Raw genomic sequence first — 18,362 nt, 5'->3', positions numbered from 1 at the left:
GACGTTAGCCTTCCTGCCTGCTGGCTCCCCAGACCTTGCGGGCGAGTCCCGGTGCGCTGTCAGACTGGCGGCGCACTATTGAGTAATCGAGTTTGAGATGCACGGGATCGCTGGGCTTGCCACTGCGCTCAGCCCTCAATTCAGTGGCCAGCATTTCCAGGGCCTTGCTTGCCATTTCATGGATAGGCTGGCGGATGGTCGTCAGTTCAGGCCAGATGGTGCTGGCAATCGGCGTATCGTCGAACCCGCAGACCGTCAGGTCTAGCGGCACGTCGAGGTGACGACGCTGAGCGACTGCGACGGCAGCTGCGGCCATGTCGTCGTTCGAGGCGAAGATGGCGGTCGGCGGATCGGACTGGTCGAGCAAGTACATGGCTGCATCGATGCCGGAGCGATACGTGAACAGCCCCTGACGCACGAGGCCTTCGGGCACATCGAGTCCGGCTGCCGCCATCGCGTCGAGGTAACCGGTCAGGCGCTGTCCGCTCGCGGTCTGGTGTGGGTTGCCGATGACGAAGCCGATGCGCTTGTGACCGAGCGCGATAATGTGGTTCGTCATGTCGTAGGCGGCTTGATACTCGTCGATCATCACCGCCCAGTCTTCCGCATCCGCCGTACCGGGTCCGACCAGTACGGCGCGACTGTCCAACTGACGAAGCAGTTCCAGCAGCGGCTTTTCGTCGCATAGCGGTGGGGGCAGAAGAAATCCGTCGATACCGCTGTTTGTCAGGCGCCGGATGACTTCTTCTTCGTCTTCGCCGAATGCGCAGCGTTCGACCACGAGGTGAACATCGCTGTGGCTCGCTTCCTCCAGGCAGCCCATCAGGAATTCGCTGAGATAGGAAGCAGACGGGTTGGTGTAGAGCAGTGCAATGCGCAGTTGCGACGCGCCAGCCAGGCTCCGCGCGGCGCGGTTGGGCGAGTAGTTAAGCTGTTCGATCGCAGCCTGCACAACCTTGCGTGTGTCTTCGCGCACGCTCGCTTCATGGTTGATTACGCGGCTGACCGTCATCGGCGAGCAGCCTGCCAGGCGCGCTACGTCTGCAATCGTCGGCCGACCTAATTGCTTGCGGTTGCCCCTCTTTTTTCGGCCTGTTGCATCATCCTTTGCCATGTTGCGATCTAGAACCGGTTTCCATGGTACCGCAAGCAAATGATGTGCGCGGATCGGCCGTTATCCGCAATGTTTGGGCCGTTTACCCGGTCGATGGCGTCAATTCGCCTCTCTGACAGCGGCCTGGGCGTACTTTGCAATCGATCCATCGCCACCACGAAGCCTCCGTTACGGTATCCTGAAAATGGAAGGGCGCGGCCTTTTCCGCACTGCAAGACCGCGCCCTTCTTTGTGCCGGGGAGGAGGAGAAAGTTCCCCGGCGTCGGGGGGAAAGTGTCAGCGCTCGTCCCAGCCCTCCATTTCCTCGAGTTCCTTGCCCCGCGTTTCGTTGATGAACGAGCGTACGAGGAAGAAGCTGATGGCCGCGCAGATGGTGTAGAAGGCGTAAGTTAGTCCCAGGCCCAAGCCGCTGGCCATGCCCGGGAAGGACTGGACCACCGCGTAGTTCGCCGCCCATTGGGCAAGGCCGCACACGGCGAGGGCAGAGCCGCGCAATTGGTTGGGGAACATCTCGCCCAGCATGACCCACATGACCGGCCCCCAGCTCACATTGAAGAAAATGACGTAGAGATTGGCGGCGACCAGCGCGACCAGGCCGATCGACTGATCCAGCACGAGATTGCCCGCAGCGTCGAGCGTTCCGCTGGTAAAGACCCAGGTCATCGTTCCGAGGGTCACTGTCATGCCTGCCGAGCCGATCAGCAGGAGCGGCTTGCGTCCGATCCGGTCGACGAGGCCCATGGCCACGAAGCACGCCGCAATGGAGACGATTCCGGAGACGATGTTGCGTTGAAGGGCCGTTTCCTCGGATGCACCGGCCAGCTTCCAGAGGGTTTCGCCGTAGTAGAAAATCACGTTGATGCCCACGAGCTGCTGGAAAACGGCCAGAACGAGCCCGGCCCAAACGATCGGCCGCAGGATCGTGCCGGGCGCCATGACGTCACGCAGGCGAGGGCGGTGATCGTGCGAGAAGCTCGCGCGGATCTCCTTGACCTTGGCGGCGGCGGAGAAGGCGCCGAACAAACGCGCAAGAATGGCTTCGGCTTCGGCATCGCGCTTGCGGCTGACAAGGTAGCGCGGGCTTTCGGGGATGGTGAAAAGCGCGATCAGGTAGACGGCCGCAGGCACCGATTGCGCAAGATACATCCAGCGCCAGGCAGGGTGCCCGCCGATCATGCCAAGCGAATCGCCCGCTGCCTTGGCCAGGAAGTAGTTCACCACGAAGGCCAGGGTCAGGCCGGTAATGATCATGACCTGCTGAACCGATGTCAGGCGACCGCGCATGTGGGCGGGCGCGACTTCGGAAATATAGGCCGGAGAAAGGACGCTGGCTGCACCAACGGCCATGCCGCCGGCAAAGCGCGCGATAACGAAGATCGTGTGATCGGGCGTCAGTCCCTGAACAAGGGCGCCGATCAGGAAGATGACAGCCGAAATCATCATGACGCGCTTGCGCCCCATGGCGTCTGCCAGTCGTCCGGCGAGGAAAGCGCCGGCAGCGCAGCCGATCAGCAGTGAGCCGACCGTGAATCCGAGTCCGGCATCATCAAGCGCGAAAGCGTCGCGAAGCCCAGCCTGGGTCCCGTTAACTGCGCCGCTGTCATAGCCGAATAGCAATCCGCCAATAGTCGCAACCGCGACGATGGCGCCGACCAGCGACATCCTGACATTGTCTTGTCCGCTATCGTTCATCAGTTTTCCTCTCACCAGCCCAACATGCGGACTTGCCATTTTGTTAGCGCTACCTAAAACAGATTCCAGCAGCTGCGCAAGAGGTCTGTGCGAGCAGATCGATTAATTCAACCATGGGACAGGCAAAGTCCCGGTATCCGTGAATGCAGGGTGCGAAAATGCATGAATCAATTCGATAGAGGCTTCGATGTGTCGCCAGGCATGTCACATTGTGCGGAGAGGAAATAATGTACCGAACAGGATGGCGGTTTGCCGCGACCTTGGGACTGATGTCGCTTACACAGGCGGCAACGGCAGCCAGCGATGACGATGTAATCCCGATCGAGGTCGAGGCCGACAAAACCGGTGCGACGATCGACCGGAATGTCTTCGGCCAATTTGCAGAGCACCTTGGCTACGGCATTTACGGCGGTGTCTGGGTCGGCAAGGATTCGAAAATCCCCAACGTGCGGGGCATCCGCAAGGACGTTGTCAGTGCACTCAAGGCAATAAAGGTGCCCAATGTCCGGTGGCCGGGCGGTTGCTTTGCCGACGAGTATCACTGGCGCGACGGGATCGGACCGCAAAGCGCACGGCGTGCGACGGTCAACGCGAACTGGGGCGACTCTGGCGAACCGAATACATTCGGAACGGACGAATTCATGGATTTCGTCAGCCAGATCGACAGTGAGGCCTACGTTTCGGTGAATGTCGGTTCCGGCACCGTGCAGGAAGCGGCAGACTGGCTCGCATACATGACCGCGCCAGCCACCAGCGCGGCGGGCAAGGAGCGCGCTGCCAACGGCCATCCGGAACCCTACAAGGTTCGCTATCTCGGTCTCGGCAACGAAAGCTGGTCGTGCGGCGGCGCCATGCGGCCCGAATACTACACGGACCTGATGAAACGCTACGCCCGCTTTGTGCGCAACTACCGGCCCGAGCAGATGGAAAAGGGGGCCGAGCCCATGCAGCGCATTGCTGTGGGGCCGAACGGGCCGGATACCGCCTATACGGAGCAGGTCATGAAGACCTGGACGGAGCATGACTGGGCCTGGAATATCGAAGGTCTTTCGCTGCACTCCTACACGACCGGCGGTTGGCCACCGTCGATGTCCAGCACCGACTTCGACCGGAATGCCTACGCATCACTCATCAAGGAAACGCTGGGCATGGATGGGATGATCGCCAGCCATTCAGCCATCATGGACAAGTACGATCCGGACAAGAAGGTCCCGCTCGTCGTCGATGAGTGGGGCGTCTGGCTGGAACCCGCACCGGGCACCAATCCCGGCTTCCTGATCCAGCAGAACTCACTGCGTGATGCGATCATCGCCGCTTTGAACCTCAACATCTTCGCCCGCCATGCCGATCGCGTGCGCATGACGAACATCGCCCAGATGGTGAACGTCCTTCAGGCCATGATCCTGACCCAGGACGAGAAGATGCTGCTGACGCCTACCTATTACATCTACAAGATGTATGTGCCGTTTCAGGATGCCCGCTTCGTACCCGTGAATTTCGACGCGGGCACCTATCGCGAAGGGAACGTCGAACTGCCGCGAGTCGATGCGATTGCCGCGCGCGGGAAGGACGGCAAGCTCTGGCTGGCGGTGACCAACCTGGACCCTTCGCGCAAAGCGACGATTTCCGCCAGTTTCGATGGATTGGCGATCAAGGCCGTCTCAGGCGAAGTCCTGACCGGGCCCAAGGTCAATTCGATCAACACCTTCGACAATCCCAATATGGTCGTGCCGAAGCCGATCTCGGGGACGGTGCGCAAGAACAGTGTTACCGTTGATCTTCCGGCCAAGTCCGTCGCGGTCTTCCGGCTAGACGAATAAGGCAATGGCGGCGGCCCACCCGACTGGGTGGGCCGCCAGGCCGCGCAAGATCAACGGGTCAGGGCGGCATTGCCCCAGGTTACGGGATCGGGAAAGCGCATCGGCGTCGCGGACCGGGCGACTATTTCCACCAGCTTCACACCCGCAACATCGGCCTCGATTTTTGCGGGAGCCTCGCCGAAACGCATGGGGTCGGACCGGGCCAGCAACTTGCCGTCGCCGTAGACGGAGAAGGTCACAGGTTCGCTTCTGTCCCGCGCACTGTCGTCGACACCCACTTCAGCGGAAAAGTGCCTGTAACCGGCGTTACGGATTTCGAGGCGCGAGTTGGCAAGAACCCCGATCCCGCTTGCAAAACGGCGACCGGAAACAGCCAGTTCCTCGCCATAAGGCGTCGCATCCGCCTGGGCACCGCCCCAACCGCCGTAGCGCGGATGTTCGCCGTTGCCGTGGGTGGACTGCCAGGGCAGGATCGCACGATGGGTCATCGGTTCTGCCTGCGGAACGGTAACGCCATCGACGGCCGGGTTCACGCTGCCCGGCATTTCCGACAGATAGTAGCCATCGGCCAGCATGCGCTTGCCCTTCGCCTTGAATACCAGCGTCTCGCGCGGTGCCAGCGTGAACTTCTGCTCGCCCTTGAACCGCGTGGTATTGCCGGTCCACAGATCGGTAAGTTCGACATCGGCGCCGGCAAGGAACTTGAGGTGTTCGGCCGTGAGCACGACATCCAGAGGAGCGGAGGTCCGATTGAGGATCGCCACGCCCTTCGTGCCATCGGCCAGGGTCTTGGCATAGATCTGCACGTCGTCGGAATCGTAGGCGAGTACCGCCTGATTTCCGGCCGGATCCTGATCGAGAGCGATGATCCGTTCATTGCCAAGGATCGCCATCAGTTCGGGCGCGGCCTTGCGCAGGTCGTAGCCGATGATCAGGGGGGCATTGAGCATTGCCCACATGGAGAAATGGGTGCGTGCCTCGGTCAGGTGATCGGCGTCGAAATCTCCGTTGCCGATATAGAGCATGTCCGGATCGTTCCATGATCCGGGCTGCGCATAGAGCGCCCGCCTTGAGGTGCTGTCCATGTTGAACAGCATGCGCCCCCAGATCGGGAAGATATCCTCGCTCGTACGGGAGAGGTTCCCGACGTTCTTCGCCCACGAGCGCACGTCGGCCGATCCCCAGATGCAAAGCGAGAACACGAAGTCGTTGTCGGGATTGTAGCGTTCCAGTGCATCGGCCACTTTGCCGAAGAGAGCGCGCACGGCAGGAATGTCGGTCCGCCCCAAGGAATCGGAATCGATCAGGGGCGCAAAGGCGCGAAATTCCCCGGCTGCCACGCGCGGGTTGCTCTCCGGCAAGCCCCTGATGCCACAACCATCCACCTTGATCAGGTCAAAGCCCCATTCCGCGAAATAGAGGCCAATGTCCTGATCGACGTGATCGTAAAGCCCGACTTCACGCTCGGCCACGGTGCCGCTGGGCAAGCTGGCTTTTTCTTCGCTGTAGATCTGCCCGCAAGAGTTGCGCCCGATCTCCGAGTAGATGCCGGCTTTCAGGCCCATTGCATGCAGCTTGTCCGTCAGCGGGCGGAAGCTGGTCGTCCCGTCGCTGCGGATCGCCGAAGGGAAACGGTCGGTGCGGATGACGAGACGGCCGTCGCCCCCCCGCCGCGCCCACCAACCTTCGTCCAGATCGATGTAGCGATACCCCTTCGCCGCCAGCCCCGAAGTGACTATCGTTTCGGCAGAGCCGATGACCTTGGCTTCATCGATTTCGAGCGCAAACGCATTCCAACTGTTCCACCCCATCGGGGGCAGGGCGGCATTGCCCTTGTCGTAGGCGCTCCATGCGCCTTTCGGATCGAGTTCGTCGACATGGGCGGCTGTGGCGGTCAAAGCCATGATGGCAACCGCGCCAAGGAGGCGAAAACCTCGTTTCATTCGGGATCTCCCGGTTGGAGGATGAAGCTGTCAATGTCGAGGAAACCACCCTCGCTTTGCGTGTTGAAGCAGGAGAGCGCGAACTGCTCGCCCTGGAATGTGCCGGTCTGCCAAGCGAAGGCGAGCGGAAACGTGCCTCCCAGCGGCACCCAGTCCTTACCGTCGACGCTGTAGGACAGGCTGCCCTTGTCGGTCGTGAAATCGGCATTTGCGGCAAGCCACAAATCCGAACCCGAGATGGTCACTTCGGCGATCCTCACGTCCTCGCGCGGGCCGCTCACTGTGCTTTCCAGAACGCTCATGCGCAGGAACGGGTGCCCCTTGGGATCGCGGCTTGCCGCGATGGTAGCACTGTATTGCCCGAAAGTTCCGAACCCGCACCGATCGCCTGCACGCAAACCTGCAATGTCCAGCTTGACCACCGCACGACTGCGCGGTCCCTGGGCTTTCTGCACCAGGGTGTTACGCGCCGACCAGAGGTTGTCGGCACGCTTCGCATGAAGCCGTAGCCATCCCGGGCGTTCATTGAGCGACCAGGCGCTATCGTCCGGGTTGTGATTCCATTGCCACTGCATCCCGAGGCTAGCTTGCGTAAATCCGTCTGAAGAAGCGAGCTGCGAGGGCGGGACCCCGTCGATCGGTTTGCGGGCCCGTTCCGGCACTCTTCCGGGAGCCTCTGGGGTGCCCCAGATCGGCCAGTCATCCTCCCAGAACACCGAACTGAGGTTGGTCATTCGTCCGATCGATCCGGCGTCGACCATCACAAAACCGAACCAGCGGCCATCTGGCAGGTCGACAAGCGCACCCTGGTGACCGCCAGCCCTGTCGTCTAGCTGCTCTCGGGTCTCCCAGGGCCCGAAAAGGCTGCGCGAGCGTGATACCGTCAGCGCCATGCGCGGCGGCACAGCGTTGAATATGTAATACCACCCATTGCGCTTGACGATCTTGGATCCCTCGCCGCCCGGTACGAAATGGACCTTGCGGGAAGCCGCGACCCTGTCGAAATCACGATCGAGCGTCAGCAGCGTGATCGTGCCGTCGGAATTGACGGCCGTGGCAATATAGCCTGTCCCGTCGTCATCGATGAACAGGCCGGGATCGAAAGCCTCGCGGTCGAGTTCGTGATATTGCCAGGGACCGCGCGGATCCGGAGCATAGTAAATACGGGTGTGGAGCCCGACCGGCGTCACCGCAAGATAGAACATGCCCCGGTAGTGACGCAGGCTCGTCGCATAAAGTCCGCGCCGATAGCCGTTGCCGCCTTCAAGATCATAGGCCGCAGAGCCATCGATGCGTTGGACTACATGACTGTAGAACTCCCAGTTCACCAGATCCTTTGAATGCAGGATCGTGATGCCGGGGGTGTTCACGAAAGTCGTGGTGGCGAAATAGAAATCCTCACCCACGCGAATGATGTCGGGATCGGGATAGTCGGCATAGAGCACCGGATTGCGGAATGTACCATCGCCCTGATCGGCCTGCCAGACTTGAGCGGCGGCAGGGGCTTGGGCGAACGTGCAGGCACCCAGGGCAGCTGCCGTGGCGAGCAATGTCAGGCGCATATCGGAAAAGTCCCCGCAGCTGCGCGATCAATGCGCCAGGTAGGCGCTGAAAAAAGGCATGACGTGATTCTGGAATCGATCGGCCACGGCGCTGGTATGGGTGCCCGGATAGACCTCAAAGCTGTTGACGATACCGTAACTGTCGATCAGGTCATGCAACTTCCCGGCATCGACCTTCAGACCATCCTGATCTCCGACATCGATGGCAATCGCTGCATATTTGCGCAGGTTGGCGACATACTGATCGGCGAAGGCAAGCGGGGAATTGGCCATCCACTTGGCTATGATGTCTGGTCGGACCTTTCCATCCTTTACCGGCAGATCGAGATACAGCGGCGGATTAAGGGGATCGGGAGACCAGGCCGATGCCATGGCCAAAGTCCCGCGCGGACCGAAAGACAAGTCCTCCGAATCGACAGGTGTCTTGAGCCTGGCCACTTTCGCTTCCAGATCGGGCTCAAAGCTCTGCGGATCACGCACCGATAGACAGCACGGGCTCATCAGATAGAGCGCGCCGAATACATCTGCATGTTTGAAGCCTATGCGCGTTGCGCCGTATCCACCCATGGAATGCCCGACCAGCCCGCGGCTGCGTCTATCGGGAAGGGTGCGGTAATGGCTGTCGATATAGGCCACGAGATCACGTGAGACGAAAGTTTCGAAATCGCCGGTCGTCTGGGAGCTGGAATACATCGATCCGTTATATGCGGTCTTGCTGTCCGGCAGGACCACGATCATTTCCGTTGCACCTTGCGCGAAGGCTCCTTCGACCGTCCGGGGGACGTGGATCTCTTTCATCCATTGTTCGGCTCCGATGGAGTAACCGTGGAGCGCGTAGACGACCGGATAGCGCCTTTGCGGATCCTTGCCATAGCTGGGCGGAAGAACGACCACGACGTCGCGATCCGCGGCTTCGCCTTCGAGGTTGCCTTCGATGGCGATGGAATGGACCTTGATCCGCTCAATCGCGGTTGGTCTCGCTCCCGATACGGGGGCGGGAACCGGAGTTTGCACTTGGGCATGCCCGGGCAGGACTGTCGAAGCGAGTGCCAGCGCTGTTGATGCCATGATTATTCGCGATGGCCCCGACCGGTGCATCGCCTTGCTGCTGATCCCCTCAATGGCAAAAGACATCATATCGCGGATTTGCGCCATCTCATCCTGTCCCTTTGCGGATTGGTGCCGGATTTGTCTTTCGCAACGTATCGGCCCTGAAGCGCATATTTTGTCTGCGTAAATCTTCAGGGTGTCAATCTCGGATTGTACCGATTTCTTATCGCGACGGTGATTGGATATACTTTCTGGCAGATTTTAAGATCGTAAATACAGTCATGTAGGATCAATTCTCGTTGCAGATCACCAACAGGCGCAAAGAAGGTAGCGCTATCATTGAATCGCTGATAGGTTATTAACTCAGAGTCAAAGATAGGGAGAGATGGCCATGCGGATGCCGCTGAAAGGCGCAGGCACCGGGCTGGCGCTGGCACTGAGCGCATCGATAGCGCTGCCTGCGGCAATCGGGGCGCAGACACCCGATACTGTTCGTGCGACGATCGATGCCGCGAGCCGATCCGATGCGGTGACCCGTCATGCTTATGGCATGTTCATCGAGCCGATAGGTGGCCTTGTCGCACGCAGTCTCTGGGCAGAGATGCTCGATGACCGCAAGTTCTACTACCCGGTTGTGACTGCGGCGAAAGATGTTCCGCCGCCACCGAACCCGGAAGGAAGACCGGGAGTGATCTACCGCAAATGGCGTCCGATCGGAAGTGACGATGCCGTGGAAATGGACACATCCGATCCGTTCGTCGGCAATCAGTCTCCGAAAGTCACGGTCTCCAGCAAGGAAATTCGTGGCTTCGGCCAATCGGGCATCGGCATCGCAGCAGGTAAACGCTATGTTGGCCACTTGTGGTTGTCAGGCGATCCCGGGGTCCATGTTCAAGTTGCCCTGGCCTGGGGCAAAGGCCGCTCGGATCGCCAGATTGTAAGCCTCGATACGCCCCGGCCCGGTTGGCAGAAAGTCGAATTCGCCTTTTCACCCAAAACCGGCACCAGCGATGCGCGGTTGGAAATCACCGGAACGGGAACCGGCGCATTCAGGGTCGATGCGATTTCCTTGATGCCCGATGACAATATCGATGGCTGGCGCGCGGACACTACGGCGATTGCCCGTTCTCTGAATTCGGGAATGTGGCGGCTGCCGGGTGGGAACTTTCTGTCCGATTGGGACTGGCACGGTGCGCTGGGACCGCGCGACAAGCGCGCTCCCATGTTCGACCATGCCTGGAGCGCCATGCAGCCCAACGATCTCGGCATGGACGAATGGATGAAACTGACGCAGATCCTCGGCGTCGATCCATACGTCACGGTCAATGCCGGGCTTGGCGATGCCCATTCTGCCGCCGAGGAAGTGGAATATCTCAACGGTCCGGCCACCAGCGAATGGGGTGCCAAGCGGGCGGCAAACGGCCATCCGGAGCCTTATGCGGTCAAGTACTGGAACATCGGCAACGAGCCCTATGGTTGGTGGCAGATTGGCCGGACGACGCTCGACTATTTCATGATCAAGCATAACCGCTTTGCAGAAGCCATGCGCGCGGTGGATCCGTCGATCGTTCTGATCGGCTCGGGGGCCATGCCCGATCAGCTCAAGCCACGAGATGCCAAGGAAAATCCGTCCCTGGACAGCATCCGGCACAAGTTTGGCACCGTGGAAGACTGGACGGGCGGGCTGTTTGCCAAGGCATGGGGGAATTTCGACGGCGTAAGCGAGCACTGGTACGATGCTGCGGAAAGGCGTCCAGACGCACCTGCCGATGCGGAACTCATGGAGTATGCGCGCTCTCCTTCGAACCAGGTGCGCATGAAGGCTGAAATCTGGGATGTCTATCGGCAACGTTTCCCCAGGATCGACAAGGACAATATCTTCCTGTCGATTGACGAATATGCCTATTTCGGCGGTGCCAACCTGAAGTCTGCGCTGGCCTATGCGATGGTCATGCAGGAGATGTTGCGCCACACTGATTTTCTGAAGATGAGTGCCTTTACCACCGGGGCATCGACGATGGACATTACGCCCGCGGCCTCGGTTCTCAACAGCACCGGCCTCGTTTTCAAGCTCTATGGCGAACACTTCGGCGAAGGTACGGTCCCGTTGACGGTCACCGGAAATTCGCCGCAGCCCGAGCCTCGCTATCCGGTCGGCTACGATCACCCGCAAGTTCGCGCAGGCAGTCCGACTTATCCTCTGGACATCATCGCTGCGCTAGGGCCTGACGGCAAGTCCCTGCGCATCGGTTTGGTCAATGCCACCTTCCAGAAGCAGTCGGCAGATCTCACTTTCGAAGGGCTTTCAGTCGCGGGAGCGGGCAAGCGCTGGGTGTTAACCGGAAAGTCGGTGGACGCTGCAAACAAGGTCGGCGCGCCGGCTCAAGTCACGATCACCGGCAGCGAAGCTATGCCTCAGGAAGGCGCACTGTCAGTCCCGCCGATCTCGATAGTGGTCTATGAATTTCCCCTGGCAAGTTAGTCCGGACGCCTGACGGGTGAACAGGGCGGAATCGCCGACGCGGTTCCGCCCGTTTTTCGTTCCTTCGCGGATTGGGCTCAGTTGCCCCGCAGCAGTTGCATGACCATCGCGCGAATTCTGCCATAGTTACCCTGATCGAGTGGTCCAAGGATGCCATGTTGCTCTTCCGGCAGATGGGCGAGGGGATGACCTTCCGGGCGGAAAACATAGTGATCGAAAAAGGAACGCCAGGCGGCCCGCTCGGGCTCAGGGCGTTCAGCAATCGCAATCATGGCCAACATCATGGCCGTGAAGGGTGCGTCGGGTCCCGAAGCGAATGCGTCCCACCAGTAATTGACGAGCAAATTGAGATCGCCCTTTGCCTCTACCTGATGCCACCACAACTTGGGCAGGTAGAGCGCATCGCCCGGATCCAGTTCGACGACCAGTGCTCGTTCTCTAATGACGTCGAAGCGCGGATAGCGGGGATCTCCGGGTTCTGATCCGGCTGCCAAGCTTACCGGTTGGCCCGCCATCGTATGATCAATCGGACCGACGTAAAGATCGCTGATGGCGCTGGGCGGATAAAGCGTAAATGTTCGCTGGCCAGCTACGACACAAGCAAGGTTGTCGAATGTGTCGTAGTGGCAAGCGACTGCGGACGCATTGCCGATCCACAGCCGCGGCCTGGCGCTGCGTGGCACGAATGGCAGGCAATTGGCCTCAGCGAAGCCAGGCATGTGGCTCTCGGCCGGAAGCGATCCCATGTAGACAGTGCCCAGTGATGGATTCTCGGCGCACCGCTCGATCCGCTTCAACGCTTCTGCGATTCCCATGATTTCACGCTTGAAGTTGAAGCCGTCAGGGCCTGCCCCGTAATGATACCGGGCTGAGATCGATTCATCGCCAACGAAGCCTTGTGCCCGCTGCCCATTGTCAAACGCACAAAGGTATTCCCGCAAGTGCCGGACAGACTGCCTTGCCGCGATATGTGCGGGCCAATTGGCACAGGCTGCGCGAATGATGGCCGGGCGGCACGGCTCGATTACCTCTTTGCGGAATGCCCCCGGATCGGAAATCGCCGTGAGAGGAAACTCGGCAACTGTGTCTCCCGGCATCGGCTTCATGCAGCGCGGCTGAGCCGGCGATTGCGAATATTGGCCAGCGTGCCGATATGCTTGAGCGAACCGACCATGGTATAGATCAGTTGCAGGTAACCCTTGCGGAACAAGTCGAGCACCGCAGCATCATCGAGTTCGTGCAGTGTATCAAGGCTTACCGTATAGAGTCCTTGCAGAACCAGCTTCTCTCCATCATCGAAATTGAGCGAAATATCGATCGGCTCAATCAATTTGAGAGTCAACAGGGTCGCGGTAAATGCCTCCGTTTCCTTCTTGCCGTGAACCAACTGGGTCAGGACACGTTGTATATGCCGCAAGGGGGTGGCGGGTTGTCCATCCAGATCGAACAAGAGATCACCTTCATATTCGCTGAACCTTGGGCAACCCTCGTCGATAGCGATTTCATCTTCTGATACGTAGAACCCTTCGCGTTGCTGATCGAGTGTCCGATAGGGCGGTACCGAGCCTCCCATCTTGTCTGAAAGCAGGTTCTCATCTGGCTTGAAGCCGAACATCGCGCCAGCGTAGAAGGCACCGGTTTCGGGATTCTTTGCCAGGAGAATCGGACAGCCTGCAGCCGCGGAGCCAAATTCACTCAGCATGACTTCGGTGAAATGAGACGCTTCGGCATGACCGGGTTTCAACCGGAGATTCCGATGCTCCTGTGGATTTAGCGCTACCAATTGTATTGACATTCTAATCTCTCCCAAGCGCTCGCCGCAGATCCAAAGCCGCACAAATCGGCCCTTTTTATGGCCGATTTGTGCGCTAGATACCGCAAATTTCAGCCTGCGCCAAGCACTGCAGAACTTTAATCAATACACCTACAAAAGACTATTGATAGCGCTACCTTGCAGTGCTACGAATTGCTCAGAAGAAAGGAATCGGGAGAGGATCAGAGCGGCACGCCGATTACAGGCAGGCGACGCCCGGCACTCTCGACACGCAAATTTCTATCTGTCGCGCAAGCGATGTCTGATCGAACCGGATGAACACGGTCGATAAATAAAAGGGCATGGAGGGGATATGATGATTTCCAATCATACTGGCCGAACATTAAGCAGTCGCCTGAGGCATGGCTTGTTCACGGCAAGTGCAACGGGCGTGCTGGCCCTTGCGTTGACGGCTCCCGCATATGCGCAGGAAGCGGAAAGTGAAGGCAGCAATACTGCGCCTCAAGCCCGGGAAGGCGATCAGGGCGTCATTATTGTAACCGGTATTCGCGGTTCGCTTCAGCGCAACCTGGATGCCAAGCGTGAGGCCCCTGGCGTCGTCGACGTCATCTCCTCAGAAGAAATCGGCAAGTTTCCGGATTCCAATGTTGCAGCATCGCTGCAGCGTCTTCCGGGTGTCTCGATCCAGCGTGACGGGCCGCGCGGCGAAGCCAACGGCGTAACCATCCGCGGCTTCGGAGGCGACTTCAACGAAACACTCGTCGATGGCCGGCGTCTTTCGACCGCCACTGGCGGCCGTTCAATCGATTTCAGCACCGTCGGCTCCGACTTCATCGGATCTTTGGCGGTTTACAAGACGCCGGACGTAGCGGTCGGTTCGAACTCGATCGGCGCCACCATCGACATTGCTTATCCCAAGCCGCTCGACAGGCCGGGCTTCCATATGGCTGCCAGCGCTTCCGGGTCTGTCCAGAACTATGCCAAGAAAGTCGTCCCCTCGGTCGGGTTGCTGATCAGCGACACCTTTGCGGACAACACCTTCGGCATCCTCGCCGACGTTATCTATACCCGCCACGATACGCGTACGAACAACGTCTACGTGCATGGGTTCCCGGGCGGCCTCTATGCGCCGTGTCAGCTCCAGGGCAGCACTGCCACTGTCTGCAATCCGACTAGCGATACGACGGCCGATCCCAGCCAGGTCAAGTCGATCGTGGGTTTCTTCGAACAGCAATATGGTGCCCAGCAGACCTACACCAAGGATGAACGTATCGACGGGCGGATCGCGTTGCAGTGGCAACCATCCGATGACATCCTACTCACCCTTGACGACAACTACACTGAACAGCGCATCAACTCGAGTACGTTCGGATTTGGCATCTGGTTCAACCAGGGTTCGCTGCGCAACGTCGTTCTGGACGACAATGGTGTGCCTCTGGACTTCACGCAGGCGGGCTCGCAGACCGACTTCACGGCTGAGCGTGCCAGCAACCTGCGTCGAACCAACCAGACCGGCCTCAACGTCAAGTGGAACGTCAGCAGCAACTTCGAAGTCGAGGCTGACGGCAGTTTCTCGAAGAGCTGGCTCAATCCGGACGGCCGTATCAGTTCACGCGGTGCGGACATCGGCTACGGTTTCGGCATCGGCCCGACTCTCGGCATTGCCATCGACGGCAACAGCAGCGGTGCATTCCCTTCGCTCCATGACTACGGGGCGGAAGGCGACCCCAGCCGTTGGGCCGACACTTCGGTCATCGGCTCGCACGTCACCGTCAATATCGCCAACAAGAATACGGACACGATCAAGCAGGCTCGCCTGTCGGGCAAGTGGACCCAGGACGACCTGACCTTGACTTTCGGGGGGACATACCTCGACGACACGTTCAAGTTCCGCAGTGCCAATACATTCGGAAATAACTTCTGGCAGGCGTACTCGGGCTATGGCCCGGCGTCGGGAACCAGTGGAGGCGTCGCAATTCCGTTGGATCTCTACAACGGTATGGTGGGAACCGGCGGTTTCATCCCCGGCTTCGACGGAATGCTGCCGCCCACGCTCATCAATTTCAACGCGATCGACTATCAGAACTTCCTGACGTCACTGGGCAATCCGCAGGCCGGAAATATCCCCGGCTACAACTACGGATGCTGCAACGGGGACTTCACCGGTACATTCGACGTCGCGAACGATGTTGGAAGCTATCGCAACATCAACGAGAAGACGTGGTCACTCTTCCTCAAGGCTCGCTTCGAAACCGAACTGGCAGGAATGCCCTTCACCTTCACGGCAGGCATGCGTCAGGAAACGACGCATCTGAGCTCAAGCGGTATCGGTCGCCTTCCGCTGTCGATTACACCGAGCACGACTGACCCCACGCTGCTTACGGTCAATTTCGGTCCGGTGCAGCCAGTGACAACGAAGAGCAATTACAGCTACTTCCTGCCGGCTGTTGACGTGAAGCTTGAAGTCATGCCGGATCTCGTCCTGCGCTTCGATGCATCGCGAACCTTGACCCGTCCGACGCTCAACCTGCTGACCCCGGTTTTGAACATCGGCACCGGCCAGCGTATCGGCGCGCTTACGGCCGATGGCGGCAACCCGAACCTCAAGCCCTTCCTTTCGGACAATTTCGACCTTGCGGCGGAATGGTACTACCAGCGAAATTCCTATCTCGCAGTCAACCTCTTCCTCAAGAACGTCTCGAACTTCATCGTTCAGGGTACGCAGCGTCAGACGATCAACGACGTAGTCGATCCGTCAACGGGGCAGCCGGCGCAGTTCACGGTTTCGCAGCGCCTCAACGGGCCTGATGCTACCGTTCGCGGCATCGAGCTTGCCCTGCAACATACCTTCGGCGACTCCGGCTTCGGCTTCGTCGCCAACGCGACGTTCGTCGATACCAACAAGCCTTACGACCGAAGCGATATCAGCCAGAGCGGCTTTGCCGTGACGGGTCTTGCCAACTCGGCAAACTTCGTCGGCTTCTTCGACAAGTATGGGTTCGAGTTCCGTGCAGCGCTCAACTGGCGTGACGAGTACCTCCTCCAATTCGGACAAGTCCAGAACACGGGCGCCTTCGGTGCCGAGCCGACCTTCGTGAATGCCAGCACGCAGATCGACCTCAGCACCAGCTATCAGATCACCGAGGGCTTGAACGTCTTCGGCGAGATCCTGAACCTGACCAACGAGACGCAAAGCACGCACGGTCGCTACAAGAACCAGTTGCTTGACGTTTACGGTTACGGCCGCCGCTTCACTGCGGGTGTCCGTTACCGCTTCTAACTCCTCCCTGGCCGGAGGTGTCAAAGGATTGACACCTCCGGCAAACTGGTTTTGCCTCGGCTCATGCAACGACCCACCAAAAAGATCGTTATTGTCGGCGGCGGCACGGCCGGATGGCTCACAGCCGGAGTGATCGCCGCGAAGCATCGCAGCCGGATGCCAGGAGGTTTTTCGGTTACCCTGGTCGAATCCCCGAACACGCCGATCATTGGCGTCGGGGAGGGGACCTGGCCGACATTGCGCACCACTCTGGCCAGGATTGGCGTCTCGGAAACCGACTTCTTCCGGGAATGCGATGCGGCCTTCAAGCAGGGAGCCAAGTTCGCCCGCTGGACCACCGGTGCTCCCGATGACGCTTATTACCACCCGCTGATGCTGCCGCAGTCATTCGCGCAGCTCAACCTCGCCCCGCACTGGCTGGCGAATGGAGAGAGCAGCTTTTGCGATGCCGTCTGCCCGCAAGGTCGTATCTGCGACGACGGGCTGGCCCCCAAGACTATCGCAACACCCGAATTCGAAGCGCTGGCGAACTACGCCTATCACCTCGACGCCGGCAAGTTCGCGCCCTTCCTGCAACGTCACTGCACGCAGAAGCTTGGCGTTCGCCACGTCCTGGCGGACGTCCAGAGGGTCGAGATGACGGACGATGGCGATATCAAAAGCGTCGTCACCGAGCAGGCCGGTGAAATTGAGGGCGATCTCTTCGTCGATTGCACCGGTTTCAAGGCGCTGTTGATCGGCGAGGCACTGGGCGTACCGTTCAAGGATTGCAGCGACGTACTGTTCTGCGACACGGCGCTTGCGGTTCAATTGCCCTACGAAAGTGAGACGAGCGCGATTGCCTCGCACACGATATCCACCGCTCAATCCGCAGGATGGATCTGGGACATCGGCCTGCCGACCCGGCGGGGAATCGGCTATGTCTATTCCAGCGATCACACGAGCGGCGATGAGGCCGAGCAAGAATTGCGCGCTTATCTGGGCGCGGCGGGCAAGGATCTACCCTTGCGCAAGATCCCGATCCGCTCCGGCCACCGTGAGACCTTCTGGAAGCGCAACTGCGTCGCGGTCGGTCTGGCTGCCGGGTTCCTCGAACCGTTGGAAGCATCCGCCATCGTGCTGATCGAGCTGTCGGCCAAGCTGATTGCCGAACAGATGCCCGCGTGCCGGGAGGTCATGGATGCCATCGCGCGCCGGTTCAACGCCACGACGGATTATCGCTGGGGCCGGATCATCGATTTTCTGAAGCTGCACTACGTGCTCACGCAGCGCACAGACAGTGCATTCTGGCTGGACAACCTGCGACCGGAAACCATTCCCGAAAGGTTGCAGGAACTGCTGTTGCTCTGGAAATACCAGGGGCCATGGTTCCACGATGAATTCGACCGGGTCGAAGAAGTATTTCCTCCGGCGAGCTATCAGTACGTTCTTTACGGAATGGGTTTTCGCACCGAAGTGGAACCCGAAGCGCTGGCAGGAGATGCCAGCCTTGCCGCCAGAGCCATGCGTGAAAACGCGGCGCAGACGCAGCGGCTGCGGGCAGGTCTGCCCCGTCACCGCGATCTGATCCGCAAGATCGTCGATCATGGTTTGCAGCCGGTCTGAACGCGATCCATTCCAGCAAACGACGAGGATTACGCATGAC

The 18,362-nt window shown here is 59.6% G+C and carries 11 protein-coding genes; 4 read left to right on the top strand and 7 right to left on the bottom strand.

Features of this window, described 5'->3' with window-relative positions; genetic code table 11:
* Positions 1-4: 4 nt before the first annotated feature.
* A complete protein-coding gene (locus tag SPHV1_RS12370; RefSeq protein ID WP_082430990.1) occupies positions 5-1,114 on the bottom strand; it encodes a LacI family DNA-binding transcriptional regulator in 1,110 nt (369 codons plus the stop codon).
* 276 nt (positions 1,115-1,390) lie between these two features.
* The gene (locus tag SPHV1_RS12365) at positions 1,391-2,806 is read right to left on the bottom strand and encodes a sugar porter family MFS transporter (protein WP_054946344.1); all 1,416 of its coding nucleotides are present in this window, start codon (positions 2,804-2,806) and stop codon (positions 1,391-1,393) included.
* A 227-nt stretch (positions 2,807-3,033) separates the two neighbouring features.
* On the opposite strand from SPHV1_RS12365, the gene SPHV1_RS12360 reads away from it, so the two are divergent.
* Positions 3,034-4,626, top strand: coding sequence for an alpha-N-arabinofuranosidase (locus tag SPHV1_RS12360; protein ID WP_231634656.1), 1,593 nt, complete (start codon positions 3,034-3,036; stop codon positions 4,624-4,626).
* 50 nt (positions 4,627-4,676) lie between these two features.
* Here SPHV1_RS12360 and SPHV1_RS12355 read toward each other — a convergent pair whose 3' ends face one another.
* From SPHV1_RS12355 to SPHV1_RS12345, 3 genes are read right to left on the bottom strand one after another with little or no spacing between them, the layout of a single operon-like run.
* Entirely contained in the window at positions 4,677-6,569 is a 1,893-nt protein-coding gene (locus SPHV1_RS12355) for an NPCBM/NEW2 domain-containing protein (RefSeq protein WP_054946342.1), read from the bottom strand.
* Positions 6,566-8,131 carry a glycoside hydrolase 43 family protein gene (locus tag SPHV1_RS12350; RefSeq protein WP_054946341.1) on the bottom strand — a complete coding sequence of 522 codons (1,566 nt, stop codon included), beginning with the start codon at positions 8,129-8,131 and terminating at the stop codon, positions 6,566-6,568. The genes SPHV1_RS12355 and SPHV1_RS12350 overlap by 4 nt, the downstream gene beginning before the upstream one ends.
* 27 nt (positions 8,132-8,158) lie before the next feature.
* On the bottom strand, positions 8,159-9,199 hold the full coding sequence (locus SPHV1_RS12345) for an alpha/beta hydrolase family protein (protein WP_082430994.1): 1,041 nt from the start codon (positions 9,197-9,199) through the stop codon (positions 8,159-8,161).
* 373 nt (positions 9,200-9,572) lie between these two features.
* Here SPHV1_RS12345 and SPHV1_RS12340 point away from each other — a divergent pair, with 373 nt between their 5' ends.
* Positions 9,573-11,663 (top strand): alpha-L-arabinofuranosidase C-terminal domain-containing protein, encoded by a 2,091-nt coding sequence (locus SPHV1_RS12340; RefSeq protein ID WP_054946340.1) that lies wholly within the window; start codon positions 9,573-9,575, stop codon positions 11,661-11,663.
* A 77-nt stretch (positions 11,664-11,740) separates the two neighbouring features.
* On the opposite strand, the gene SPHV1_RS12335 is transcribed toward SPHV1_RS12340, so the two are convergent.
* Entirely contained in the window at positions 11,741-12,760 is a 1,020-nt protein-coding gene (locus tag SPHV1_RS12335; RefSeq protein ID WP_054946389.1) for a cupin-like domain-containing protein, read from the bottom strand.
* Positions 12,761-12,765: 5 nt separating this feature from the next.
* Positions 12,766-13,458: a SapC family protein gene (locus SPHV1_RS12330; protein ID WP_082430989.1), complete on the bottom strand. Its 693-nt coding sequence runs from the start codon at positions 13,456-13,458 to the stop codon at positions 12,766-12,768.
* Between the two features lie 334 nt (positions 13,459-13,792).
* On the opposite strand from SPHV1_RS12330, the gene SPHV1_RS12325 reads away from it, so the two are divergent.
* Together SPHV1_RS12325 and SPHV1_RS12320 are read left to right on the top strand one after the other, a co-directional pair.
* Complete coding sequence (locus tag SPHV1_RS12325) at positions 13,793-16,717, top strand: TonB-dependent receptor (protein ID WP_054946387.1); 2,925 nt, start codon at positions 13,793-13,795, stop codon at positions 16,715-16,717.
* 63 nt (positions 16,718-16,780) lie between these two features.
* The gene (locus SPHV1_RS12320; RefSeq protein WP_054946339.1) at positions 16,781-18,322 is read left to right on the top strand and encodes a tryptophan halogenase family protein; all 1,542 of its coding nucleotides are present in this window, start codon (positions 16,781-16,783) and stop codon (positions 18,320-18,322) included.
* Positions 18,323-18,362: the final 40 nt, after the last annotated feature.

The organism is Novosphingobium sp. KN65.2, from assembly GCF_001368935.1.
Lineage (GTDB): Bacteria > Pseudomonadota > Alphaproteobacteria > Sphingomonadales > Sphingomonadaceae > Novosphingobium > Novosphingobium mathurense.
The sequence above is the reverse complement of the archived record's forward strand: the minus strand, read 5'-3'. Positions and strand labels throughout refer to the sequence as shown.